The 25,891-nt window shown below is 53.4% G+C and carries 27 protein-coding genes; 10 read left to right on the forward strand and 17 right to left on the reverse strand.

Translation table 11 applies throughout. The features are described 5' to 3' along the window. Positions 1-72: 72 nt before the first annotated feature. From EDC23_RS06300 to EDC23_RS06315, 4 genes are all read right to left on the reverse strand, one after another. The gene (locus EDC23_RS06300; protein ID WP_134082174.1) at positions 73-1,038 is read right to left on the reverse strand and encodes a beta-ketoacyl-ACP synthase III; all 966 of its coding nucleotides are present in this window, start codon (positions 1,036-1,038) and stop codon (positions 73-75) included. Beyond that, entirely contained in the window at positions 1,035-2,063 is a 1,029-nt protein-coding gene (gene plsX / locus EDC23_RS06305; protein WP_134082175.1) for a phosphate acyltransferase PlsX, read from the reverse strand. Before plsX ends, EDC23_RS06300 begins: the two co-directional genes overlap by 4 nt. A gap of 130 nt (positions 2,064-2,193) precedes the next feature. After that, entirely contained in the window at positions 2,194-2,370 is a 177-nt protein-coding gene (gene rpmF, locus EDC23_RS06310) for a 50S ribosomal protein L32 (protein WP_134082176.1), read from the reverse strand. A gap of 14 nt (positions 2,371-2,384) precedes the next feature. Then, positions 2,385-2,927: a YceD family protein gene (locus EDC23_RS06315; RefSeq protein WP_166668786.1), complete on the reverse strand. Its 543-nt coding sequence runs from the start codon at positions 2,925-2,927 to the stop codon at positions 2,385-2,387. Between the two features lie 209 nt (positions 2,928-3,136). On the opposite strand from EDC23_RS06315, the gene EDC23_RS06320 reads away from it, so the two are divergent. From EDC23_RS06320 to EDC23_RS06350, 7 genes are all read left to right on the forward strand, one after another. Continuing rightward, a complete protein-coding gene (locus EDC23_RS06320; RefSeq protein ID WP_134082179.1) occupies positions 3,137-4,555 on the forward strand; it encodes an acetyl-CoA carboxylase biotin carboxylase subunit in 1,419 nt (472 codons plus the stop codon). 93 nt (positions 4,556-4,648) lie between these two features. Continuing rightward, entirely contained in the window at positions 4,649-4,939 is a 291-nt protein-coding gene (locus EDC23_RS06325) for a GIY-YIG nuclease family protein (RefSeq protein WP_134082180.1), read from the forward strand. Positions 4,940-5,018: 79 nt separating this feature from the next. After that, positions 5,019-6,842, forward strand: a complete 1,824-nt coding sequence (oadA, locus tag EDC23_RS06330) for a sodium-extruding oxaloacetate decarboxylase subunit alpha (RefSeq protein WP_134082181.1) — start codon at positions 5,019-5,021, stop codon at positions 6,840-6,842. A gap of 108 nt (positions 6,843-6,950) precedes the next feature. Further along, positions 6,951-7,532: a Maf family protein gene (locus tag EDC23_RS06335; RefSeq protein WP_134082183.1), complete on the forward strand. Its 582-nt coding sequence runs from the start codon at positions 6,951-6,953 to the stop codon at positions 7,530-7,532. A gap of 394 nt (positions 7,533-7,926) precedes the next feature. Beyond that, positions 7,927-8,178, forward strand: coding sequence for a hypothetical protein (locus tag EDC23_RS06340; protein WP_134082184.1), 252 nt, complete (start codon positions 7,927-7,929; stop codon positions 8,176-8,178). 244 nt (positions 8,179-8,422) lie between these two features. Next, on the forward strand, positions 8,423-8,998 hold the full coding sequence (locus EDC23_RS06345; RefSeq protein ID WP_134082185.1) for a TetR/AcrR family transcriptional regulator: 576 nt from the start codon (positions 8,423-8,425) through the stop codon (positions 8,996-8,998). Positions 8,999-9,118: 120 nt separating this feature from the next. Next, positions 9,119-9,496 carry a group I truncated hemoglobin gene (locus EDC23_RS06350; RefSeq protein WP_134082186.1) on the forward strand — a complete coding sequence of 126 codons (378 nt, stop codon included), beginning with the start codon at positions 9,119-9,121 and terminating at the stop codon, positions 9,494-9,496. A gap of 119 nt (positions 9,497-9,615) precedes the next feature. On the opposite strand, the gene EDC23_RS06355 is transcribed toward EDC23_RS06350, so the two are convergent. Next, positions 9,616-10,005 carry a hypothetical protein gene (locus tag EDC23_RS06355; RefSeq protein WP_134082188.1) on the reverse strand — a complete coding sequence of 130 codons (390 nt, stop codon included), beginning with the start codon at positions 10,003-10,005 and terminating at the stop codon, positions 9,616-9,618. A gap of 79 nt (positions 10,006-10,084) precedes the next feature. Here EDC23_RS06355 and EDC23_RS14115 point away from each other — a divergent pair, with 79 nt between their 5' ends. Next, a complete protein-coding gene (locus tag EDC23_RS14115) occupies positions 10,085-11,476 on the forward strand; it encodes a glycosyltransferase (protein WP_166668787.1) in 1,392 nt (463 codons plus the stop codon). Positions 11,477-11,490: 14 nt separating this feature from the next. Here EDC23_RS14115 and fabG read toward each other — a convergent pair whose 3' ends face one another. From fabG to EDC23_RS06400, 8 genes are all read right to left on the reverse strand, one after another. Beyond that, on the reverse strand, positions 11,491-12,210 hold the full coding sequence (gene fabG / locus EDC23_RS06365) for a 3-oxoacyl-ACP reductase FabG (protein WP_134082189.1): 720 nt from the start codon (positions 12,208-12,210) through the stop codon (positions 11,491-11,493). Next, complete coding sequence (locus tag EDC23_RS06370) at positions 12,207-12,656, reverse strand: 3-hydroxylacyl-ACP dehydratase (RefSeq protein ID WP_134082190.1); 450 nt, start codon at positions 12,654-12,656, stop codon at positions 12,207-12,209. Before EDC23_RS06370 ends, fabG begins: the two co-directional genes overlap by 4 nt. 89 nt (positions 12,657-12,745) lie before the next feature. Next, positions 12,746-15,034 (reverse strand): MMPL family transporter, encoded by a 2,289-nt coding sequence (locus tag EDC23_RS06375; RefSeq protein ID WP_134082191.1) that lies wholly within the window; start codon positions 15,032-15,034, stop codon positions 12,746-12,748. Further along, entirely contained in the window at positions 15,027-15,593 is a 567-nt protein-coding gene (locus EDC23_RS06380; protein ID WP_134082192.1) for a LolA family protein, read from the reverse strand. The genes EDC23_RS06375 and EDC23_RS06380 overlap by 8 nt, the downstream gene beginning before the upstream one ends. Further along, positions 15,590-16,483, reverse strand: a complete 894-nt coding sequence (locus tag EDC23_RS06385) for an LpxL/LpxP family acyltransferase (RefSeq protein WP_134082194.1) — start codon at positions 16,481-16,483, stop codon at positions 15,590-15,592. Before EDC23_RS06385 ends, EDC23_RS06380 begins: the two co-directional genes overlap by 4 nt. After that, positions 16,476-16,703, reverse strand: coding sequence for a hypothetical protein (locus EDC23_RS06390; protein ID WP_243830728.1), 228 nt, complete (start codon positions 16,701-16,703; stop codon positions 16,476-16,478). The genes EDC23_RS06385 and EDC23_RS06390 overlap by 8 nt, the downstream gene beginning before the upstream one ends. A gap of 134 nt (positions 16,704-16,837) precedes the next feature. Beyond that, positions 16,838-17,104, reverse strand: a complete 267-nt coding sequence (locus EDC23_RS06395; protein ID WP_134082196.1) for a phosphopantetheine-binding protein — start codon at positions 17,102-17,104, stop codon at positions 16,838-16,840. A gap of 101 nt (positions 17,105-17,205) precedes the next feature. Beyond that, complete coding sequence (locus EDC23_RS06400; protein WP_134082197.1) at positions 17,206-17,406, reverse strand: helix-turn-helix domain-containing protein; 201 nt, start codon at positions 17,404-17,406, stop codon at positions 17,206-17,208. Between the two features lie 329 nt (positions 17,407-17,735). On the opposite strand from EDC23_RS06400, the gene EDC23_RS06405 reads away from it, so the two are divergent. After that, positions 17,736-18,521: an alpha/beta fold hydrolase gene (locus EDC23_RS06405; RefSeq protein ID WP_134082199.1), complete on the forward strand. Its 786-nt coding sequence runs from the start codon at positions 17,736-17,738 to the stop codon at positions 18,519-18,521. Between the two features lie 16 nt (positions 18,522-18,537). On the opposite strand, the gene sppA is transcribed toward EDC23_RS06405, so the two are convergent. From sppA to rluC, 3 genes are all read right to left on the reverse strand, one after another. Beyond that, positions 18,538-19,509, reverse strand: coding sequence for a signal peptide peptidase SppA (gene sppA / locus EDC23_RS06410; RefSeq protein WP_134082200.1), 972 nt, complete (start codon positions 19,507-19,509; stop codon positions 18,538-18,540). Between the two features lie 63 nt (positions 19,510-19,572). Further along, on the reverse strand, positions 19,573-20,241 hold the full coding sequence (locus tag EDC23_RS06415) for an HAD-IA family hydrolase (protein WP_134082201.1): 669 nt from the start codon (positions 20,239-20,241) through the stop codon (positions 19,573-19,575). Next, positions 20,234-21,202: a 23S rRNA pseudouridine(955/2504/2580) synthase RluC gene (gene rluC, locus EDC23_RS06420; protein ID WP_134082202.1), complete on the reverse strand. Its 969-nt coding sequence runs from the start codon at positions 21,200-21,202 to the stop codon at positions 20,234-20,236. The genes EDC23_RS06415 and rluC overlap by 8 nt, the downstream gene beginning before the upstream one ends. 430 nt (positions 21,203-21,632) lie before the next feature. Between rluC and rne the strand changes: the two genes are divergently transcribed. Continuing rightward, entirely contained in the window at positions 21,633-24,410 is a 2,778-nt protein-coding gene (gene rne, locus EDC23_RS06425; protein ID WP_134082203.1) for a ribonuclease E, read from the forward strand. Positions 24,411-24,504: 94 nt separating this feature from the next. Here the strand turns inward: rne and EDC23_RS06430 are convergent, their stop codons facing one another. Further along, positions 24,505-25,758 carry an MgtC/SapB family protein gene (locus tag EDC23_RS06430; RefSeq protein WP_134082205.1) on the reverse strand — a complete coding sequence of 418 codons (1,254 nt, stop codon included), beginning with the start codon at positions 25,756-25,758 and terminating at the stop codon, positions 24,505-24,507. Positions 25,759-25,891: the final 133 nt, after the last annotated feature.

Consider the following 25,891-nt stretch of genomic DNA (forward strand, 5'->3'; position numbering starts at 1 on the left):
CAACATTCAACATTATATTTCTCGTCTCTGCGCCTCTGCGCCTCCGCGAACTCTGCGTTAATTTCCACCAACCTAGAATGTGAGCAGCGCCGAGCCCCAGGTGAAGCCGCCGCCGAAGGCTTCCAGCATGATCAGTTCACCTCGTTTAATTCGTCCGTCGCGCACGGCGATGTCGAAGGCCAGCGGGATCGAGGCGGCCGAGGTGTTGCCGTGTTCTCCCACGGTGACGACGACGTTGTCCATCGACATATCCAGTTTGCGCGCGGTGGCGGCGATGATGCGAATGTTGGCCTGATGCGGCACCAGCCAGTCGATCATCGACTTGCTCATGTTGTTGGCCGCCAGGGTCTCGTCGACGATACGACCCAGTGTATTGACCGCCACCTTGAAGACCTCGTTGCCCTTCATCTGGATGCGGGCTGTACCGTCCTTGAATTGCTCCGGATGTTCGGCGATCCCGGCCGGGACGGTCAACAGCTCCTTGTACTGGCCGTCGGCATGAATGTGGGTGGAATGCACGCCCGGCTCGTCGCTGGCGGAGAGCACCACCGCGCCGGCGCCGTCACCGAACAGCACGCAGGTGCTGCGATCGGTCCAGTCGATAATATTGGAAAGCGTTTCGGCGCCGACCACCAGCGCATTTTTGACCGTGCCGGATTTGATGTAGAGATCGGCCACGCTTAACGCATAAACGAAACCGGTACAGACCGCCTGGATATCGAATGCCGGACAGCCGTGAATATCGAGGCGTTGCTGCAACAGGCAGGCGGTGCTGGGAAATACGCGATCGGGCGTGGTGGTGGCGACCACGATCATATCGATGTCCGCCGGTTCGAGATCGGCCGCCTCAATCGCGCGACGCGAGGCCTGCTCGGCGAGATCGCAGGTGGTTTCATTTTCCACGATGTGGCGTTCCTTGATCCCCGTACGATCGGTAATCCATTCGTCCGAGGTTTCCACCATTTTTTCCAGATCCTGATTGGTCAGGATCTTTTCAGGCAAGTAGCTGCCGGTGCCATTAATGCGTGAATAGATCAACTTGTCTGCCTCTCTGCTACTTGACCTTCCAGCACCCGGGTAATACGCGTCGGCACATCTTTTTTCACTTCCAGCACCGCTTCTGAAATCGCGGTGGCAAAGGAGTAGGCATCCGCACTGCCATGGCTTTTAATCACAATGCCCTGCAAGCCCAGCAGACTGGCTCCGTTGTATTCTCGGGGATCGATGCGTTTTTTAAACGCTTTGAGTACCGGCATGGCGATCAGACCGGCCAGCAGGGTCAGCGGGTTACGTTTGAATTCCTGCTTCATGTAATAACTGATCATCTTGGCCACGCCTTCGGTAGTCTTGAGCATGACATTGCCGACAAAGCCGTCGCAAACGATCACATCCGCGGCGCCCTTGAAGATGCCGTCTCCTTCGACGTAACCGATATAATTGAGATGACTGTTGCCCAGCAGGCGTGCCGCTTCCTTGACCCGTTCATTGCCTTTGATTTCTTCCTCGCCGATGTTCAACAGGCCGATAGTCGGTTGATGCTGGTTGTTGGCCGCACTGGTCAACGCCGCCCCCATTACCGCAAACTCGAGCAGTGTCTGGGCGTCGGAATCGACATTGGCACCGAGATCCAGTACATGAGTGTGACCTTCGATGGTCGGCAAGGTGGTGCAGATGGCGGGACGATCGATGCCGGGCAGCATCTTCAGTACGAAGCGGGCGGTGGCCATCAGCGCACCGGTGTTGCCGGCACTGACACAGGCCTGGGCAGTGCCCTCCTTGACCAGGTTGATGGCCACACGCATGGAAGAGTCCTTCTTGCCGCGCAAGGCCTGGGACGGCAACTCGTCCATGCCGACGATCTCGGTCGCATGATGGATCGACAAGCGCTCGCTGGTCTTCTTTTGTGCCTGGATAGCCTGTTCGATCACCGTTTCCTGGCCCACCAGAATCAGATTCAGTTCCGGATGGCGGGAGAGCGCCTTGAAAGCCGCCGGCACGACGACATCCGGGCCAAAATCGCCGCCCATGCAGTCCAGTGCAATTGTGATTGATGTATTGGTCATCAAACTGTCAATTTGAATTTCAGCGATCCAAGCAAAGACGGGACATGGAATACTCCATGTCCCGTGTCCCTGTTATTATCGTGTCATGGTAACCCGTCTGCGGGGCAGACTGCCGGCGCGACGGAGCGGCTTACTCGCCCTTGTCGATGATCTTGCGGCCACGATAGTAGCCATCGGGGCTGACATGGTGACGCAGGTGGGTTTCCCCCGTCGTCGGTTCAATCGACAGCGCGGCGGTGCCCAGCGCATCGTGCGAACGACGCATGCCGCGCCGGGAAGGGGATTTCTTGTTCTGTTGAACAGCCATCGGGATTACCTCGTTTAATCTTTATCCGGTGTTTTCAAATCGGCCAGGACCTGAAACGGATTGTCCTGACCGGCCTTGTCCTGTTGTGCGTCCTGTTCGTCCTGGGGCTCAACATATTCCTGAGCCGGACAGTTGTCCAAATCATGCATCGGTATCTGCGGCAGTGAGAGGAGCAGTTCGTCCTCGATTATATCGCCCAGTACCAGCGGGACCGATTCTACTATATACGGTTCATAGCCGCCCGGCAGGCGGTCCGCCTCGGCCGTGGAGTCCACAAACCCCAGCGCCAGCTCGGTATCGACCGGCCATGCCATCGGTTCGAGACAACGCTGGCACCGCAACTGCAGACTGACGCGGATCGAACCCTGCAGAAAACGCACGCCCATCTCATCGACACCAAAGCGCAAGCTGACCGTCGCCCCGCCCTCATCCGTCGCCAGCAAGGGCGACAGGCGCTTCATCTGGCGCAGCGGTAACACCCCGTCATATTCCCGACCTTGTTCAGCCAGGCGATAGGGGTCAACCTGCACCGGCAGCCGATCTTGCCGATTTGACATAAGCCGCGAATTGTATCGGTGTGCCGTCATGGTGTCAAAAAATTCCTTGTATATCGGGCTGTTCCGTGAACTCGCCCACATCCCCAAAGGCCCGATTCGGGCTCCCTCGCGCCGCCACCCTGGGCGGCTGCTTGACAGGCGCGGTGCGTTCACATAAACAGTGAATGCCCGGCGCCAACGTTGTTCACACACTATTTTCAAGGCATTAGATGATCAAAAAAATCCTCATCGCCAACCGTGGCGAGATCGCGGTGCGGATCATCCGGGCCTGTACGGAACTGGGCATCAAATCGGTGGCCGTCTATTCGGAGGCCGACCGCTATGCCCTGCATGTCAAAAAGGCCGACGAGGCCTACAGCCTGGGCCCGGACACCGTGGCCGGCTATCTCAACGCCCATCGGCTGGTCAACCTGGCCGTAGCCACCGGCTGTGACGCCCTGCACCCCGGCTACGGCTTTCTCTCGGAAAATCCGGAACTGGCGGAGATCTGCGCCCGGCGTAATATCCAGTTTATCGGCCCCGAGGCACGGGTGATCCGCCAGATGGGCGACAAGACCCAGGCCCGCGACCTGCTGCGCCAGGCCGGCGTGCCGGTCACCCCCGGCAGCGAGGGTAATGTCACCGATCTGGAGGACGCCGTGGCGGTGGCCGATGCGATCGGCTACCCGGTGATGCTCAAGGCCACCTCCGGCGGTGGCGGCCGGGGTATTCGCCGCTGCGACAACGAGCCGGAACTGCGCCGCAGCTACGGTCGGGTCATCTCCGAGGCGGAGAAGGCCTTCGGCAGTGCCGAGGTCTTCATCGAAAAATACATCGGCAACCCGCGGCATATCGAGGTGCAGATCCTCGCCGACCAGCACGGCAACGTGATCCACCTGCTGGAGCGGGACTGCTCCATCCAGCGTCGCCACCAGAAGCTGCTGGAGATCGCCCCCTCCCCCCAGCTCAACGACGAGCAGCGCCAGCTGATCGGCGATCTGGCCGTGCGCGCCGCCGAGGCGGTCGGCTATACCAATGCCGGCACGGTGGAATTTCTGATGGACAGCGAGGAGAATTTCTACTTCATGGAGATGAACACCCGCCTGCAGGTGGAGCACCCGGTGACCGAGGCGATCACCGGGGTGGACATCGTCCAGGAGCAGATCCGCATCGCCTCGGGCCTGACCCTGAGCTTCAGCCAGCAGGATATCCGGCGTCACGGCTACGCCATCGAGTTTCGGATCAACGCCGAGGACCCGAAAAACGACTTTCTGCCCAGCTTCGGGCGTATTACCCGTTACTTCGCCTCCGGCGGCCCCGGGGTGCGCACCGACGGCGCCATCTACACCGGTTACGAGATCCCGCCCTATTACGATTCCATGTGTGCCAAACTGATTGTCTGGGCACCGACCTGGGATGGGGTTATCGACCGCTCATTACGCGCGTTGCAGGATATCGGCGTTTACGGCGTCAAAACCACCATTCCCTATCACATGGAAATCCTGCGCAACGCCGAATTCCAATCCGGACACTTTAATACCGGCTTCGTCGAAGCCCATCCGGAGCTGATCGACTACTCCGAACGGCGCGACGACCGCGCCATCGCCGCCACCATCGCCGTGGCAATCGCGGCGAACATGGGGCTCTAAAAAGATGCAAGGCTTCAGCGTCAGAAAAAGATCAACTTTCAATTTATCGTCATTCCGGCGCAGGCCGGAATCCAGTTTCGGAAAGAGGCCGTTATGGAGAAACAGCCCTGTGTCTATCTACTGGCCAGTAAACGCTATGGGACATTGTATACTGGAGTAACTTCAAACTTGTTAAAGCGCGTCTGGGAACATAAGACTCATAGCGTTGATGGATTCACCAAAAAATATGATGTAACAGTTCTGGTTTGGTATGAAGTTCATGAAAGTATGGAATCGGCAATCAAACGTGAAAAATCACTCAAGAACTGGAATCGAGCCTGGAAAATACGGCTGATTGAAGAAACAAACTCACAGTGGCGTGATCTATATAAACAGTTACTCTAATATTCTGATTGTGAAATCATAGAGAGAGTGGATTCCGCCCTTCGGCGGAATGACACACATCGAGAATTAGGAATTTTCCATGCCCAAGGTCAAGATTACCGACACGATTCTGCGCGACGCCCATCAGTCGTTGATCGCCACGCGTATGCGCACCGAGGACATGCTGCCGATCTGTGAGAAGCTGGATCGGGTCGGTTACTGGTCACTGGAGGTCTGGGGCGGCGCGACCTTCGATGCCTGTGTGCGGTTTTTAAAAGAAGATCCCTGGGAGCGGCTGCGCCAGTTGCGCAAGGCGTTGCCCAATACGCAGCTGCAGATGCTGTTGCGCGGTCAGAATCTGCTCGGCTATCGCCACTATGCCGACGATGTGGTGCGCGAGTTCGTGGCCCGGGCCGCGGACAACGGCATGGATATTTTCCGCATCTTCGATGCCATGAACGATCTGCGTAACATCCGGGTCTCGATCGAGACGGTCAAGCAAAGCGGCAAGCACGCCCAGGGCGCCATCTGTTACACCACCAGCCCCATACATACTCTGGATCGGTTTGTACAACTGGGCAAAGACCTTCAGGAGATGGGCTGCGACAGTGTCGCCATCAAGGACATGGCCGGGCTGTTAACCCCGAATGTGACTGCGCAACTGGTCTCGGCGCTGGTCAGCGAGCTGGAGATCCCGGTGTTTACCCATTCGCACGCCACCGCCGGGCTGGCCGACATGTGTCACTACAAGGCGGTGGAAAACGGCGCCGCCGGTTTTGATACCGCCATCTCCTCCTTCTCCGGCGGCACCAGCCACCCGCCCACCGAAAGCATGGTCGCCGCGTTCAGGGATACCGAATACGATTCAGGCCTGGACCTGCCCCTGTTGCAGGAGGTCGGGTTTTACTTTCGCGAGATACGCAAGAAGTACCATCAGTTCGAAAGCGAATTCACCGGCCTCGATACCCGTGTACAGGTCAATCAGGTGCCCGGCGGCATGATCTCCAATCTGTCGAATCAGTTAAAGGAACAGGGTGCCCTGACCCGCATGAACGAGGTGCTCGAGGAGATCCCCCGGGTGCGCAAGGAGTTGGGTTATCCGCCCCTGGTCACGCCCACCTCGCAGATCGTCGGCAGCCAGGCGGTGATGAATGTGCTTGGCGGCAAGCGCTATGCGACCATCACCAACGAGGTGAAACACTATCTGCAGGGCCGCTACGGCCAGGCCCTGGGTGAGATCAGCCCGCAGGTGCAGCACATGGCCATCGGTAATGAAGAGGTAATCAAATGCCGCCCCGCCGATCTGATCCCGCCGGAAATGGAGAAACTGCGCAAGGAGATCGGCCCCCTGGCCAAATCGGAAGAGGATGTGCTGACCTACGCCATGTTTCCTGAACTGGGCCGCGATTTTCTGCAACAGCGCGAGGACGGCAAGCTGATCCCCGAACCGCTGGAACCCCCCAACGTCAACAACGCCAACGGACACAAAGCCGCCACCGAGTTCAATGTCACTCTGCACGGCGAGAGTTATCACATCAAGGTCACCGGGCGCGGTTATCCCAAGGAACACCTGCGTCCCTACTACGTGACCGTGGATGGCGTGCCCGAGGAGATCCTGCTCGAATCGCTGGATGAGATTGCTCTCGGTGGTGAAGGCGGCGATACCGGCCATGCCCGCTCCGCGGCCGGCAAACGCCCGCGCGCCACGACTCCGGGGCACGTTTCGACCTCCATGCCCGGCACCATCGTCGATGTGCTGGTCAGCGTCGGTGACGAGGTCGAAGCCGGCGATCCAGTGCTGATCACCGAAGCGATGAAAATGGAAACCGAGATCCAGTCGCCGATTAAAGGTATCATCAAGGCCATCCACGTCACCAAGGGCGAAAGCGTCAACCCGGATGAGGCGCTGGTGGAAATCGAATAAACAAAATAAATTAACCACGAAGACACCAAGACGCGAAGAAAACCAATAATAATTACTTCGTGTCTTGGCGTCTTGGTGGTTAAAAACTAAAATTTAAGATATTTGTCTATGAGTAATAAACTGGTTCTCGCTTCCACTTCGCCGTTTCGCAAGGCGATCCTGGAAAAATTCGGTGTGCCGTTTGATACCGCCTCCCCTGAGGTGGATGAAACGGCGCAGGCCGGGGAGTCCGCCGAACAACTGGTCGAGCGCCTGGCCGAAGCCAAGGCCCGCGCGGTGGCCGAACAATTTCCCGGGGCGCTGATCATCGGCTCCGATCAGGTCGCGGTGATCGGGGACGAAATTCTCGGCAAGCCCGGCGGTCACGACAAGGCCATCGAACAACTGCGCGCCGCGTCCGGTAAAACCGTCAACTTTCTCACCGGCCTGTGTCTTTATAACAGTCGCACAGATCACGCCCAGTGTGACGTGGTGCCCTTCAAGGTTCACTTTCGTCAGCTGAACGACAGTCAGATCGAGAACTATCTGCACAGGGAACAGCCCTACAATTGCGCCGGCAGTTTCAAATCCGAAGGGCTGGGCGTCGCCCTGTTCGACAGACTCGAAGGCGACGATCCCAATACCCTGATCGGGCTGCCGTTGATCAGATTGATACGCATGTTGGAAGAAGAAGGGTTTCGGATCATCTAAATAACTGTTCCAAATTCATGCACACTTTATACTCAGCTAATTGTGTAGGTCACGCTGGCGTTAGCCTGCGTGACACCCTGCCGATGCGGAAAATGTCAGGTAGCGCTGCGCGCAACCTGACCTACGCCTCTGCGCACCTTTTAGGAACAGATATTTAGTTCGGTAATTATATGTCCGGGATGTCTCTATCATTTATTGTTCGACACCTGCCCATCATTTTGAGCATGCCGTTCTACAGTACACTCTGCGTCGCCGATGAGGAGCCGCCAACGGATGGCTACCGCATAGAACATCACCTTCAAATCTGGCAAGAATCACCCGGGCACCGGATGGCTGGCGGGTTATCGACAGAAAAGAGGGAAAAGTAACCGGACAATCCGACAACGATATATTCATGCTGGTCACGGATGGTAACAACGAATTGCTGTTGTGGTTTCACCGACACAGCGACTATTGGGAAGCTACCCTCCTTGACAGTATCAAGACGGAAAATCACAGGGCCTATGGCGTGAATCCGCTGGATCTGAGAATCCACCTGAGGGGTAACACGGTGTTATATGGCCGCGAAGGAAGCGAAGCCATCACAGGCTACGAGTGGGACGAGCAACGTCACGTTTTCCTCCCTTTCACCGTTTCCGGCAATTAGCGCACCGGTCGGCACCTGCTGCTCCGGTCCGGCCAGGCCCCCTCCCCCGGCTTTCCTTGCGCCGCAACAAACAGCTCGCCAGACAACTTCATCCGGCTTTGAAGAGTTACCCTCAAGTCTTTGTTTTATAATATTATTTCACTTATCCCACAGACAGGGCTCTGTATCCGCCTTGACCACAGGCCCGATTGTGCTATTAATTAACTATTGTAGACTGACTGGTCTATTAGCGATCTGAGACAGCATGGCAACCGACACCAAACAGCTCTTACTTCAACAAGGCATGACGATGCTGCTGCGCCACGGGTATCACGATCTCGGGATATCGGCGGTACTGGAAGCGACGGCGATCCCCAAAGGATCCTTCTACCACCACTTCAACTCCAAGGAGGACTTTGGGCTTCAGGCCATCGACCTCTACATGGAAGAGGTACATGCCGGGCTTGACCATTGTCTGGGTGACAAAAGTCTCGCCCCGCTGGAGCGGGTGCGCCGTTTTTTCGAACTCAGCGAGGAGAAGTATCGCACCGAGGGCTACCTGGGTTGCCTGTTGGGCGGACTGGGCCAGGAGCTGTCCGGGGTCAGCGAGGTCTTTCGTCAGAAGGTGGAACAGTGTTTCTTCGAGATCGCCCAGCGTATCGCCGTCAGCCTTGAGGAGGCGATAGAACGCGGAGAACTCGCTGAAAATACCGACCCGCAAAAACTGGCGGAACTGCTCGTCAACTGCTGGGAAGGCGCGGCTTTACGGACCCGTCTGCGACGTGACCCGGCGCCGTTGCGGGAAATGCTGGATTTCTATTTCCGCATGGCCTCGGCCTAGGAGATCAATATGCTTATAGCACTGCTGTTGCCGGGAAATGCCGTGTAAAAAATAGACCGACCGGTCTATTAATGTGCAGTAAAACAAACGATCTGAACGCAAACCATAAGGAGACAGACAATGGAAAATGCATCACTTTATGAACGTCTGGGGGGCAGTAACGGTATCAATACCCTGGTAGAGAAAATTGTCGCCAACCACATGGAGAACCCGACCATCCGGGCGCGCTTTCGTCCCTATCTGGACACCCCGGAAAAACTGGCGACGACCAAGCAACATCTGTGTGCATTTCTCGAAGCCGGTAGCGGTGGGAATGCTGAATACCGGGGGCGCTCGATGCCGGAGACGCACCGTGGAATGAATATCAATGCGACAGAATATCTGGCGGCAGTTGATGACATTATGGCAGCACTCGAAGAGGAGCAGATCGACGCGCAAACCCAAAAAGATGTTCTGGCGATCGCCTATTCCCTGAAAGGCGAGATACTGCATCATTAAGCCCATACCACATCCGGTCGTCATTCGAACATGACGACCGGATGCCGGGAGCAACCAATATACTGTGTTCGTAAAAAAGGGCGGTGATACCGCCCTTTATAGAAACAAGCCCTGCTCAATTACAGAGTCATGAGTTGCTGCTGAATATTTCGGTCCAGATTCTGCACCCAGCCATTGTAGTTGGAATGGATATTGGTACCGTCGTAATCCAGATTCTCGGAATCCTTGTAACGAATCGAATAGCTCTTGGTATCATAGGTAATATCCACTACCGCAACATGGCTGCGGATCATGAGACGACCTTCCATCTTTCCCGGTGCTGTCTTCTTCATGTTCCAGCCCAGTGTGCTGCCAGCACGAATAATAGCCTTTTCAACCTGCTGCATCTCGGGTTCGTTTTGAAGTGAGATCGCGGCTTCATCAACATTCATTACCGGATTCGAACGACAACCCGCCAGCACGGTGATAGCCACCAGTAACCCCGTCATCATCCATTTTGAGAATTTCATTTACCCTCCTGTTTATATTTTTTGACATGCGATTTATGCTAAGGTAGCACAAAAATAGTGTATAAAAAGATTCCGCCACATGTCCAGCAACTACGCCATCATCATTCCGGCTTATAACGAAGCCAGGACGCTACGCAATATTGCCAAAAGTGCATTAGATTTTTCTAATATTGTGATCGTAGTGAATGACGGCTCACAGGATGAGACCTCACAGGTGGTTAAAGACCTTCCTGTCTTACTTATTGAACATGTACAAAACCAGGGTAAGGCGGCCAGCCTGTGGCAAGGTATACAGGAAGCCAGAAAACACCAGGTTGACTATTACGTCACACTTGATGGGGACGGCCAGCATTCGCCATCGGATATTCCCCGCTTGCTAAGTAAACTGGAGCAATACCCGGACGATATCATTATCGGGGCTCGGCTGGCGGACAAGTCGGCAATTCCGGCAAAACGCTATTATGCCAACCGGATTGCCAACTTCTGGCTGGCCTGGGCTGCGGGATACCCGCTGTCAGACAGTCAGTCCGGATTCAGGATTTACCCGGCCCGACTATTCGAAGATCTTAAAATATCCACGTCGAAGCGCAGCAGCTTTGTCTTTGAAAGTGAAATTTTAATCAAGGCAGCGCAGCGTGGAATCAAGAGTCAGGCTGTTACCATTCCCGCTGTTTATACCCCGAATGCGCGACCCAGCCACTTCCGGGGAGTAAGAGATATCAGTCTGATAACGCTGATGGTAGCCCGGCACCTGTTCCGAAGAGGAATGTATCCAAAAGGCCTCTATCGCTCGGCAATCAAGCCCCGATTGTTGCCCGAATACCAGGGTAAACCAGAGTATGCCGGATACCTTATGGGCCTGCTCTCTCTACTTGTCATTATCCTGACCCTGGGCATCTCGCTACTGGGTGTTTTTTTGTACATCAAAAAGACGGCAAGAGAGGAAACGTGCCCGGAAGACCGAAATTATGCAGTGATCCTTGGTAAACGACTGAAAGACAACCAGCCGGATCAAGAATACATTCACCGACTGGATACTGCACTCCAGCTTTATCATAAGAACCACCAGCTTCAATTTTACCTGCTGGGCGGAATAACCGCGAATATGGAAATCAGCGAGTCCAGTGCCGGGGCAAAATACCTGATAAGACAGGGTGTAAAGCCTGAACTGGTGCATACAGAAGGAGCATCACGCAATACACTGGAGAACCTGACAGAACTACGAGAAAATCTGCCCGGGAAAGATCAGGAAATTATACTGATCACGAGTCAATACCATCAGGCACGTGCAGGCTACATGGCGCGACAATTCGGATTTCAGGTATACCTTTGCCCGGCAAAACCGGCCGGCTCAAGAAACATGTTTATGAAATATATTGGTGAAGCCGTTTTATTGCACTGGTATATCACAGGTTTATTATATTCAAGAGCCACCAATAACAAGGCATGGCTGTCGCGCATCAGTCGTTAAACAAGATACCCTGATTATACCATTGCCCCGTTCACGCCAATAACCTGGCCGGAAACATAACTTGCAGATTCAGAAGCCAGAAAAGTAACCACGTTGGCAACCTCCTCTGGCTTCCCCGATCGGGACATCGGTACCAGGTGCTTAATTGCTTCCTTATCAAATATTTCCTGTGTCATAGCTCCTTCGATAATACCCGGCGCGACGACATTTACGGTAATACCACGCGACCCCATTTCCTGGGCCATAGTTTTGGCGGCACCAATGAGGCCCGCCTTGGCGGCAGCATAGTTGGCCTGGCCTCGATTGCCCATAACCCCGGCAACGGATGAAATATTGATAATTCGCCCCCAACGGGTCTTGATCATCGGCAAAAGAAGGGGTTGGGTTACATTAAAAAAACCGGTGAGATTTACATTAATAACATTATCCCATTGTGCACCCTGCATTCCGGCCATTACTGCATCATTATGACTACCGCAATTATTGACCAGCACCTGAATGGGGCCGGCCTCAAGAATCTCTTCAAGCCTGAGGTTAACCTCGTCCCTGTTGGTAACATCAAATTGCACAGGTAAAGCCTGGCCGCCGTTATGAGTGATGTCCTCCACCACACGTTCGGCCTGTTCATAATTGGAGTTAGCGTGAACATAGACAAAACAGCCTGCCTCAGCAAGAGATCGGGCAATCGCCCCGCCAATGTCTCCACTCCCACCTGTGACAAGTGCGCGTCTCATGGCTGGTCTCCGGTTACGATGCCACCAAAGACCGTGGCACGGCCCGACGCCAGTTCAGTTTCACCAGCAGACACTGAAAAATCATAAATCATATTCTTTCCGTCGGAGTAGATCTTGTTAGCAAAAATAACAAGTTTATCATGAATGCCGGACAAATCACCCTCGGCAAGGCGAACTCCTTTGAGACCTGCAAGATAGCCGCCTTGAGGCTCACCCTGCTGCTCATTGACCAGACTGCCGTGTATTGCCATCGCTTGAGCACCATATTCAATCAACGCGGACATAGGTAGCTGGTTTTTATGACGCAATGGGTTTTTGGCATCAACATGTGTACTGGATATACATGTTATCGCATCCTGGCTCCATTCCCTGACAGTCTCGATGAGACACATGTCGCCGGCATGAGGAATCCGCTGGCGAATCTCGTTTTGTTCAATCAATGACATAATTGACTATCTCACAACAAAGAACACAAATATGGACTGTTTTTTCGACTAATAGAGTCATAGATGTATAAAAGAACGGCTTACCATTGTCAATCAAGTCCGGCTACCAACCAGGCCGAGGCAAAGCTCAATAGAATTCCTGCGACAATGACGCTCCCCATGGCGGACAAAACAGGTATCGGGGAAAGAGCAAGAAAAATGAACAAAGTTACCGTGGTAACCGCACTGATACTGATGGCGTGAAAACTTCGGGAAAAAACATCTTTATTACCACGACCATGATTGAAAAACAGACTGTAGTCAAACCCCATTCCAATCACCAGAAATACAGCCATCAAATGGAATATGTTCAGACCTTGCCCGACCAGCAGTCCTGCTGCAAGCCCGCCGGCGACGCCGATGAATACCGGAGAGATCAGACGCAGTGAAGTTATGAAATTCCTGCAGTAAACAAAAACAATAACAGCGAGAATAATAAGCACGAGAATAACTCCGGACAGAGTTCTCTCTCGGTATTTCCCGAATAAATTACTCACCTGTTCTCTGATATTAATATGATATTTTTTAACGTTCGGATTTTCATCCAGCCAGTCAGTAAATCGCTCTGGTGACGACAGTCCACTAACACGAACAACAGATAGCCAACTATCACCGGTTTTTATAAGTCCTTGCCGGACAATAGGCCCGGCCGGCGAGCGCAATATCTCCTCATAGGAAATAATATCTTGCTGTTTCGCTTTTTCAGCCAGCTCAATAAATTCCTGGAAGGCTGATTTATTGAACGGTGTGTTTTCAACCGAATATCGTACTCGCTGCTGCAGCTCCTGACTTTGCGGGATAGCTTTTTGTCGAGCCTTCTGCTTTGTGGCTGAGGGCAGAAAGTCTGTTACAGGAAAGACAGCGCTGACAATTCCCTCATTGACCAGATCACTGAGATTTTCTGATAGTTGTTCAGTAGACACCAGCAATCTGTTCAGATCAGCATCCTCAAGCACAAAAATATCCGACACTTCCATCCCGCCAATTATATCCCTTAACTTCGCGTCCTGTTTCTTTTTCTCCTGGGATACAGGGCTGAGGGCATCCACGCTATCGTTCCAGTGGATATCACGTTGTATCCAGGGCACTAACACAGAAATAACAATCAACATCAAAATGATGATTGTGTACGACATTGGCATATTTTGATGCAACACAAATAGCCTGGGCTTCACATTACCCATGTTGGTAAGTACAGGCAGAAAATACCGTGTTACGAGCAATGCGGTGATCAGTCCAGAACCGGCATAAACACCCAGCTGCGAAAGTCCTTCAAAGCCACTGAATAGTAAAACCAGAAATGCCCCGGCAGAACTGAATCCCCCCAGGCGCAAAACCGGCCAGATCCGGCTGGCTGAGGTGCGTAGTGCCTCATCCGGATATTTATGACTGAACAGGTGAACAGGATAATCCAGCGCAACGCCAAGCATCGTAATGCCAAAGGCGATGACAACACCATGAACATTGGCAAAGACAACCTGGGTAACGACCAGGGCAACCAGAGCGCCAGTTACCAGTGGGATTCCGGCATACCAGGCCAGAAAGACTGACCGATAAGCAATCCAGAATACAAGCAGCAATAAGAGAGGAACAACCCAGCTCAATCTTTGAGTGACGGTTCGGATTTCCTCGCGTGTGGCAACAGCAATGGCGCCAGGTCCTGTCATTTCCAGACGGGCGCTTTCCGGGGGTGACAACTCCTGAAATATACTGTTTAGTATTTCCTGAGTCTGCTCAATCGTATCAAGATCAACATCTTCGTTTCTGAAGTCAACACGCAGTATTGCGCCGGTATCGTGAGCGTACCATACCGGATATTGCTTATCTAAGGTCGTCGGGCGTTCTATAGATTGAAAATATTTTTTAACAGACAAGTAGGGATCTGACTTGATCAACTGCCCAATCACCGGACCCTGACCGTGACGAAGATCAGATATACGTTGTTTGAGTGCTTGTTTCAGACCTTCGACAGACCAGTCAGTATCAACCAGCAGAAAACGTTTCTCATTTAGTATTTCAATACCGGTGGTATCAAAGCTTTCCTCGCCATTCTGGAGTATCACATTGCTGTCAGTCTCAGTGAATTCAGCTCGCAAACCACGACTGAGCCTGACCAATTCTTCAGCATTCGCCCCATGAATATTTAGAAGTATTGATGAAGACTCACTTCTACTCAATAGTTCACTTTGCAGGGTATGAAATGTACTATCTTCTTTATCAGCCGGGATGAACTGCTTGATATCAGTAATTGTATGCAAGTTAAAAACAAGGTAGATTGACAGGAGCGTAACTGCCGCAAACCAGATAACATGGAATATTATGGGTTTTGTTTTATTCATTCGCCTTGATGCGGGTTATGTAAACGTCAGCGCTTGTATAGATGACTTTAACTTCGCGAAGCTCACCTTTCTCACCTGCAACCTCGATTTTTCTGACTTTTTCCTTGCTGTAAGTTGATTTCGGAAAAAGTTCAATAACCCAGGACTCAAAACTATTATCAGAATGGCGAAACTGATACAGAAACATTCTATCAAGACCCTTCCGGTTACCCTGCAATAGCATCCTCAGTGCATAGATACCCATTCCAAGCTCGGGATGATCAGATAGCTGGATGTGCTTTACCGTTTCACCCTGCTCAACTTTGACAGACTCCCCGGAAACCGTATAGGTCGCGGGCTCAGGTGAAATCACCTCTTTAATTAACAGATCCGGGCTCTTGAAATATAACTTGCCGTGGCTCACAACATCTTCATCAAGATACTCGGCGCGCCAGATGTCGGTGAACTCTGCTGTCATCTCGGTCTGTGCAGATATTTCACCCAGTCGCCGGTCGAGAAAGTCGGCCTGGGCCAGGCAGGAAAAACTTGCTATGAGAATTAAAAACCACAGCCGACTCACAGGGCACCCCAATAGTCATAAAAATTAAACCAGTTATAAGGATAACGTTTCAGAACCGTTTCAATCTGAACAACATAATCATCTGTCAAATTCCGAATAAGTGCATCTCTTTCATTTCTTGGCGCCATTACCGCCTCACTTAATTTCGTGAGGGTTATATGATATCGATTACCGCCAACGTAAGTCGCAAAAACCACAATAATCGGCACACCCAGAATCAGTGCGATGGAAAATGGACCAGATGGAATATCAACTTCTCCTCCAAACAGGCTGCATCGAGTCATTTTCTCGCCGGGCACTCCCCTGTCACCAAGCAGACCAACAACACTGCCATTCTCAATGACCTCTTGCGCCTGAAACAAGGCATTTTGGTCTGAGATATTGATGACAGAACCGGCAATATCACTATTTAACTCATCGAGAACACGAGTGATCATCGCGTTATGATCACGATACATTAGTATTTTCAGTTCAAGGTCTGCCTGCTTGAGCGCAAGGCAACGCATAGCTTCAAAACTACCGATATGCGCGCCCAGAAAGACTGCTCCACTTTTGTCTTCAAGCGCCGCGAGTGCTTCGGGGTCCAGGTCGTAGCTGATACTAAATTTATCGAATTTACCAGTAATAAAATAAACTCGGTCGAGAATCACCGAGGCAAACGTATAGATATGCTTGTAAATTGAAAATATATCACTTGACGTTTTTGGATTGCGACGAAGGTAGTCCGCTGAAGCAGCACGAGAAGTCGGCGAAAAACAGAGAAAGTAAAGACTGATTGGCCATAACCACAAACGAGCAATAGACCTTGGCATATTGAGCGCGAATTTACAGATAAATTTCAGTAAAAAAGGATTACTACGCTCTTTTTGCGCATCCCAGGTTTCAACCATTTTTACACCCGTTGGATACAAGCCTGATTTTTCCTGAAATCACTTTTGTACCATCCACATCGCAGATGAAGTCGTACAAAAAATCTTTTTTATGAATAAACTGAACAGCAACCTTTTGCTCAGGAAATATGGGAGAATGAAACTTGATTTGCGGAAAACCACATACATAAACATTATCGACTTCTTTAATTAGCTCTTCTGACATCAGATTCAGCGCCACAACTCCCGGGACAATCGGATTCCCTGGGAAATGCCCTTCCAGGCAGGCATGGTTCCGTGAGACATAAAAAGATGACCTAATCATAGACATGATCAAGATGAAGACAATGCATATGCAAATAACATCAACGAGGGTTACTTGCCGATAGTGGCGTTAGATTCGACATATGATGTCAGCATACGTAGAGAAGAGAATATTTTTTGAATATCGGGATTGTCCGCGCGAAGGTTTATCCCATATTTCCGGGACAATGCAACCGACAACTCCAGTGCATCGATTGAGTCCAGCCCAAGCCCTTCATTGAATAAAGGTTCTTCGGGATCAATATCATCAACCTCGATATCTTCCAGGTTAAGTGATTCAATGATCAATCCTGCAATTTCATTTTCAAAATTCGTCATCCCCACGACTAAGACCTCTTATAAGTTTATACTATTCTTTTGTAGCACCGACAAGTAATAGCGCCGGTCGAATAATCAAGTCATTCTGAGTGTCAGGTGTTCTAATTTGTCACTTCAAACAAATCGCTAATCTGACAATCGAGATATCGGCACAACTTGTTAACCACGTCAATCTCGATACGCTGCGCCGTTTCCTGATACAAGCGGGTGATTGTTCCCCGGCTAATCCCTGTATCCCGAGCTACATCTGATATTTTCAGTTTTCTTTCACCCATTATTTTCGAAAGATGACATTTAACCATGATCGTTTTCTTTTAAAGAATATTAAACAAAACTAATATGCCTTGCTGGAGTGCACTTTCACCTTCAGCAATGCAATATTTAGTATAGAAATACTATATTAGACAGGATTTAACCCCGTCAAGAGTCTGTCTATGCTCTTTTACCTTACAATGAAATGAAACCATTTCTCATTGAGGGTTATGGCTAGAAGCAAATTATGGGGAACGACATTTGCAAGTACTTCCACATACAACTTATATTTAATGTCATTATCAGCTTGGTTAAGCTATAAGCTTGTAGCATAGCTTGATTGGACAGGACCAGTTCACACAAGGATCCCCATAGACTCATGTTCCTGCACTTCCACATCGCCAGATCGTTATTTTACTTACTTTGTTCTGTGCTTCTTACTTCCTGCTCATTTATTCCGCAAGCAAATAACCCAATGAAAATGACCTGGCATCATTCCAAGGACAATGACAACCGGAAAATTATAATTCTACTACCGGGGCTCTGGGGAGACCGCGCTGACTTTGAAGACCATGGTTTTATCGATATCGCACACAAAAATGGACTGACACATGACTTTCTTTCGGTCGATGCAAATGCTGCATATCTGATACGCGGCAATTTTCCCGAACGCTTCATGGCGGATGTTATTACCCCCGTTCAGTCAAATGGCTACCAGTCAATCTGGTTACTGGGCATATCATTCGGGGGTTATTTTGCGCTCTCTTACTACCTGGACCATCCGGAAACAATTGAAGGAGTGATACTCCTATCCCCGTACACCGGCGTTAACAAAGAACGGGATCCCATGTATCGCATACTTCAATTTATCGACAGAGATCACTCACCCGCCAAATCTCAACAAGTTCCCTATACTTACTGGGATCGTCTGGCCGACTTTGAACAACATAATACGCTGGATAATATTTATCTGGGTTATGGACGACAGGATGATATTGCACCCAAGTACAACGGGTTCAAACAACTCCTGCCGCCAGAGAATATTCATACGGTTGCAGGCAATCATGACTGGCCAACGTGGTCAAGACTCTGGGATGATCTTTTGGAAATGGATATAGTGACGAAGTCACTACACTCCACTGCCCGCTCACCACCATCACCATAGAGCGAAACTGAATCTTTTAGCGTATACGGCCGCCTTCCAAACCCAGCGTCTTGCTCATAGTGCCGGCCATGGCCGCACCGAGTTGCCGGGTAAAGCGCTCAAAAAAGTCAGGCTGCGGGGTGTAGTCAACAATATTTTCGGCCTCGATAACCTCCCGGGCAACATAGCTACTGCTGCCGAGGCCATCGATCAATCCCAGCTCGAGACTCTCCTCGCCGGTCCAGATTAATCCACTGAAAATCTCAGGATCATCACTCAATCTGTCACCGCGCCCCTGCTTGACGGTCTCGATAAATTGCTGATGTATGTTATTTAGCATACCCTTTACATGCTGAACTTCTTCCTGCTTTTCAGGAGTGAACGGATCCAGAAAGCCCTTGCTCTCACCCGCCGTGTACAGGCGTCGTTCGACACCCAGCTTGTCGATCGCCTCGGTAAAACCGAAGCTGTTCATAATGACTCCGATGGAACCGACGAGACTTGCCTTGTCGGCGTAGATCTCATCCGCCCCGGCGGCAATGTAATATCCCCCGGAAGCACCAATATCGGTGATCACGGCATAAACCTTGGTATTGGGATACTGTTCACGCAGTCGGGCTATTTCGTCATAGACATAACCGGACTGAACCGGACTGCCTCCCGGGCTGTTGATACGCAGGATGATTCCTGAAACTTTCTCGTTTTGAAAGGCGTTGCGCAGTCCGGTGACGATGTTATCGGCACTGGCGGACTGATCATCGGCAATTACGCCGTTGACCTCGATCAGGGCCGTGTGCTTTTTACTTATGATACTGCCGCGAGCCGATTCCGTCGGGACAAATGTAGTGAAGTAGACAAGAAACAAATAGGAGAAGAACAGCAGCACGAAAAAGATTTTCCAGCGGCGGCTCTTTTTTTGTTCATTCAGCGCGGCGAATGCCAGACGGTTGATGACATCCTGTTGCCATTGCTGTGTGGCTGAGTCTTGACTGCTTTGTTCGTCGCTCATGTTATCCCTTCCATTCTCGTGCATGTTATCGCGCCGCTGGCGCTATTGTTAAGGAGTCTGTTGTCACGCGGCCAGGTTGCTGCGTTCCTTTAACCAGTTGTGAACATCGCCGATGCTATCCAGGCAGTCCAGCGGCTTGCAATCGAGCAGGCGCTGACGCTCATGGACACCATAACTCACTGCCAGGGATTTTACACCGGCATTGCTGGCCATCTGCAAATCGTATTCGGTATCGCCGATCATCAGTGCCGCGTCCGTCTCGACGCCGAGATAATCCATGATCTCGTGCAGCATCTGCGGATGGGGTTTGGAATGACACTCATCGGCACAGCGGGTGGTGTGAAAATACTCATCCAGCCCGGTCTGTTGCAGCACCTTGTTCAGTCCCTGCCGACCCTTGCCGGTGGCCACGGCCAGAAAGTGACCGGCGCAATGCAGCTCCTCGATCATCTCCCGCGCGCCGGCAAACAGTTGGGACGGTTCGCGTTCGCTTTCCAGAAAGTGGTGTCGATAGCGGGCGGTCAGCTGAATCAACTCTTCGGGGCGGCCCTGCGGATAGAGGGCGCGCAGCGCTTCCTGCAATCCGAGGCCGATGATGTTTTTCAGTTGATCATCGCTGCGCGGCGCCAGATCCAGATCACGGATCGCGGCGCGCATGCAGGTGAGAATCTCCCCTTCTGAATCCATCAGGGTCCCGTCCCAGTCGAAAACAATCAGTTGCGTGTTATTCATGAAACTCCAGGTTCAGTTTTGCGAGTAATGTTTGCAGATGCGTGTCCAGCGGCGCTGTCACGTCAATATGGGGACCGTCATCATCAAATGCAAATACCAGCCGGTGGGCATGTAAAAACAGCCGCTTGAGTCCCACCTCGCGCAGCTGTTTGTTGAATTTCGGATCGCCGTATTTCTCGTCGCCGGCGATGGGGTGCCCCTGATGGGCGGCATGCACCCGGATCTGGTGGGTACGCCCGGTCTCCAGCTTGACCTCGACCAGGCTCGCCGTGGCATTGACCGCCAGGGGCCGAAACAGGCTGGCCGCGGCCTTGCCGGTTTCATCCACCCGGACGATCCGTTCACCGGACGCCAGCACATTCTTTTTCAGCGGCGCCTCGACACGCCATGCCCCGCCCTGCCAGGGACCCATAACCAGGGCGATATAATACTTGTTCATCCGGTTTTCGCGCAGCAGCTCGTGCAGGGTCCGCAGGGCGCTGCGCTTTTTGGCGATGACCAGACAGCCGGAGGTGTCGCGATCCAGCCGGTGCACCAGCTCCAGGAACGGGGCGTCGGGCCGCAGGGCACGCAGGGCCTCGATCACCCCGTAGCTGACCCCGCTGCCGCCATGCACGGCCAGACCGCTGGGCTTGTTGAGAATCAGAATCCGCTTGTCTTCGTACAAAATCGCCGATTCGACCTGGCGCAGCACCCGCTCGGCCGGCGTGGTGACGGTTTTCTCGCCCAGGCGCACCGGCGGGATGCGCACCTCGTCCCCCGCCTTGAGCCGGTAAGGGGCCTTGATCCGCCCCTTGTTGACCCGGACCTCGCCCTTGCGCAGGATGCGGTAGATCAGGCTGCGGGGCGCCCCCTTGAGCCGGGTGAGCAGATAGTTGTCGATGCGCTGGCCGGCCTGTTCGGGCCCGATTGTGACCAGTTTGACCTCGGTAGGGCCCGGATTACTGCTATTTGTCGCCATGATGGGGCCTATTCTAGCATTTTTCCTCCAGCGATTGATGCACTGGCGCAACACTGATATATTCGCCTAACTTCCGATTATTGTGGGAGTTTGCCGCTACTATATCTCCGACTGACTATATAGGGCGGCGCAGACGGTCAAAAACCGGTTTTCCATCATCTGCTTCGCGCAGGTGATAACTGCAAGACAAATGTGGCTATTCGCAACCTGTTAACACGACGAATAGCCGAGGATGAACATACGCGCTCCCCGGGGCCGCGACACGTTTCGCGATCGGGTGGGCAGACCAGCACGTGACCCGAGTGGATCTTGATGAGTCACGCCGGCTGTCGGCGATGCCGGGTTCGTGCGAAGGTCTGTTGTGGCATTGCCCACGGTCCGAAGTATAAGCGACCGGGGTCAGAGCGCACGCACGCATAAAGGTTATACAATGAAAAGAATGTTGTTTAACGCAACTCAGCCGGAAGAGTTGCGTGTTGCACTGGTCGACGGCCAGCGCCTCTACGATCTGGATATCGAAACCAGCGCCCGCGAATCCAAAAAGTCGAACATCTATAAAGGGAAAATCACCCGTATCGAGCCCAGTCTCGAGGCGGCCTTTGTCGATTACGGCGCCGAACGCCACGGCTTTTTGCCCCTCAAGGAGATCTCCCGCGAATATTTCCGCGAAGGGGTCGATCCCGGCGGCAAGCTCAATATCAAAGATGCCATGAAGGAAGGCCAGGAACTGGTCATCCAGGTGGCCAAGGAGGAGCGCGGCAACAAGGGCGCGGCCCTGACCACCTTTATCAGCCTGGCCGGACGGTATCTGGTATTGATGCCCAATAACCCGCGTGCCGGCGGGGTTTCTCGTCGCATTGAGGGCGACGATCGCAATGAAGCCCGCGACGCCCTCGCCCAGCTGGAAATTCCCCAGGACATGGGCATCATCATCCGCACCGCCGGCGTCGGCAAGAATGTCGAAGAGCTGCAGTGGGACCTGGATTACCTGCTCAATCTGTGGAAGGCGATCGAGGAAGCCGCCGGACAGAAATCCGCGCCGTTTCTGGTCTACCAGGAAAGTAACCTGATCACCCGCTCGATTCGCGACTATTTCCGCAACGACATCAACGAAATCATCATCGACGAGCCCAAGGTCTATGAACAGGCCCGTGAGTTCATGGCCCAGGTGATGCCGCACAACCTGAACAAGATCAAACTCTATCAGGATCCGGTGCCGCTGTTCACCCGTTACCAGATCGAATCGCAGATCGAATCGGCGTTCCAGCGCGAGGTGCGTCTGCCCTCCGGGGGCGCGGTGGTCATCGACCATACCGAAGCGCTGATCTCCATCGATATCAACTCCTCGCGCGCCACCAAGGGCGCCGATATCGAAGAGACCGCGCTCAACACCAACCTCGAAGCGGCCGAGGAGATCGCCCGCCAGCTGCGTCTGCGCGATATGGGCGGCCTGGTGGTCATCGACTTTATCGACATGAGTCCCGCGAAGAACCAGCGCGAAGTGGAAAACCGGCTGCGCGAAGCCCTCAAGGCGGATCGAGCCCGGGTCCAGGTCGGGCGTATCTCACGCTTTGGTCTGCTGGAGATGTCCCGCCAGCGTTTGCGTCCCTCGCTGGGCGAATCCAGCCAGATCATCTGCCCGCGCTGCAGCGGACACGGCACCATTCGCGGCATCGAGTCGCTGGGGCTGTCGATCCTGCGCCTGGTGGAAGAAGAATCCATGAAGGAAAAGACCGCGCGCGTCGTGGCCCAGCTGCCGGTGGATGCCTCCACCTTCCTGCTGAACGAAAAACGCGATGTGCTGCAGGAGATCGAAAATCGCCACGGGATCAAAATCCTGTTGATTCCGAACATCGATCTGGAGACACCGCATTTCGAAGTGACCCGCGTCCGCGACGATGATCCGTCACTGGAAGAGAACAAACAGAGTTTTCAGCTGGTCGAGCGCCATGATGAGGAAGGCATTGAAGCGGTCTCCACCTCGGTCAGTTCAACCGCCATTCCGCCCGAAGAGCCGGCGGTCAAATCGGTCAAGCCGGCCACCCCCCGGCCGGTAGCCTCGCCCGCCGCCGCACCGAGCGGGCCCGGTCTGTTTGTCCGGTTGTGGCGCCTCCTGTTCGGCAGTGATGAACCCAGGCCTCAAAAACCGCGCCAGGAATCCGGCACGACACCCCGTCCCCGCCGCAAAACCAGTGCCGGCGAAGGTCAACGGCGCAAAACCGGCGGTCAACAACAGAGTCGGCGCACTCAGCAAAGCGGGTCACAAGGCCAGCAAGGCTCGAACAAGCCGGCCGCGGCCAGGCAGACTGACAGCAGCAAGAACAAGCCCGCCAGCGAGCCGGCAGCGGAGAGTAAGGAAAACAAAGAGAGCAAGGAGAGCAAACAGAAGTCGCCGGAAAGCAGTGGCACGGCGGGACAACAAGGTGAACAGCAGCAGCAACGCAGTTCCGGCAGTCGCCGGGGCCGACGGGGTGGCCGACGTCGCCGGCGTCCTTCTTCTGCATCGTCCGCCGACAGTGGCGATCAGTCCTCGCAAGGCGAGAATAAAGGCGAGAACAAAAACGAGAATAACGGCAATCGCAACGACAACCGCGGTGCGCCGGCCAAAGCCGACAAAGAGAAGGCTGACAAGGCCGCCTCCGCAGCGCAGCAGTCCGGCGAGAATGACAACCGGGGCAATGAATCGCAGGCGCAGGACAGGCCCGCGGATAACTCGCCAGGACGCAAGGAGAACGAGACAGCCAGCGGTTCCCCTCAGTCGGCTGCTCCCCAGCAGAAAGCGGAGGACAACAAAGGTTCTTCTGCCCGGCAACCCGAGGCATCGACAAGCCCGGCACAACCCGAGGTCAGCGGCGCCAGTGACAAAACCGGCGACAACACCTCCAGGGTGAAGCCGGCGGAACAACAAAGTGAAGCAAAAGAGCGCGCCACCAGCAAGCCGGCCGAAGCGCCTGCCTCACCCACGTCCAATGCCGACAAGCCGCAGCCCGAGCAAAAAGCCACGAGCGACCGTTCCGCCGATCCCAAACAGGCTGAAGAGCGTTCCCGGTCAGGCTCACTGGTTCAGGTAGAAACCGCCAATAAGCCCGGACAGGAATCGGATCGGGACCAGGCCCCCGGCCAGAACAAAAAAGCCGATTCCGGGCAAACTCAACAAGGCGACGATACCCCGCATACCGGTTCGGATAAACCGGACAGTCAGGTTTAGCAATCTGACCGCCCCGGCAAAAAGGAGACCCATGGGTCTCCTTTTTTATTGGGATCAACACAGTACACAACAAGCGTATTGATACGTATTGTCCCTACAGCCAGAACAGGCTCGCCCCGCCCGCCATACAGGCAATCAGCGCCACGGGCAAAAGACGCCATAACATTTGTCGGCCTGCAATCACCAGTGCCAGTGCCGTCTTGAACAAGGTATTGGCAATGGCGGCGATCACGATACCGCGCACGGCGGTCTCCGGCGCCAGATCCGACCTGGCCATCGAGGCCAATGACAACGTGATCGCATCCACATCGGCGATCCCCGAGATCAACGCAACCAGATAGATACCGGCATCACCCAACCAGGCCATGAAGGCCTGCGCCAGAAACATCACCAGCGCCAGCAGCAACCCGAACTGCAGGGCCATCTTGATTTGAAAAGGGTTGGTGACGGGTAATTCAGCCTCCCCCGACGCCGCTTTACGCTGCCAGATAACAATGACGCCAATCAGCATAACAGCGGTCATCAACAGGATCGGCAACAATGCAGGAACCAGCAGGGCGCGGTTGACTACCGTAATTTCCAGCAGCATTCGCGGAAACATGATGGTCTCCGCCAGCAAAATGGCGGCGCAGATCACCGTTATCCGGGCTTTCTTCTGTGCCAGTTTGGATAAATTGATCGTCGCGGCGGTCGAGGAGACCAGGCCGCCCAGAAAACCGGTGATCAGCAAGCCCTTGTGCGAGCCGACGGTTTTGATCGCCATGTAACCGGCAAACGAAATACCGGCAATCAATACCACCATCCACCAGATCTGATAAGGGTTGATTGCCTGCCAGGGTCCATAACCCTGGTCAGGCAACAACGGCAGAATCACAATCCAGATCAGCGCCAGCTTGAGGATCGCCGACAGCTCATCATACTCAATGAGTCGCAACCAGCCGTGTAACAGGGACTTGAGACTCAGAATCAGCGCCGTCACAATTGCACCGGCGGCGGCGACATGCAAAAAGCCGCTCACCGCCAGCGCGCCCAGCGCAAAGGTGATCAGTGCAGCGATAATCGTGGTAATACCGAAATCGTTTGTTTGCTTGACGGCCAATGCATGGCCGACGATCAACAACGCGGCCAGGGACCCAAAAGCAAAACCAAGCAGCCCGATACCAAGCTCATCACCTAACAAGCCCCATAATCCGCCCAACAGGCCAATCAGGCCGAAAGTGCGCAGGCCGGCTACCCGCATACCCTCTTCCACTTCGCGACCTCGCCAGCCCCGTTCGAGGCCGATAATCAGGCCGATCGCGATGGCGATACCAAGCTGTGCAAAGGTTTCCAGCATTACATTTGTCATATTTGTGACCAGCAGCTTGATTCTAGCGGCAGATACCACACTATGACAAATCCGTTAGCAACCCCGGTGTTCAGATATTATTGTTAAAAGAGACGCGGAGTGAGGAGTCCTGTTTACACTATCGACCTTGAAG

Source organism: Thiohalophilus thiocyanatoxydans (assembly GCF_004366735.1).
Classification (GTDB): Bacteria; Pseudomonadota; Gammaproteobacteria; order UBA6429; family Thiohalophilaceae; genus Thiohalophilus; species Thiohalophilus thiocyanatoxydans.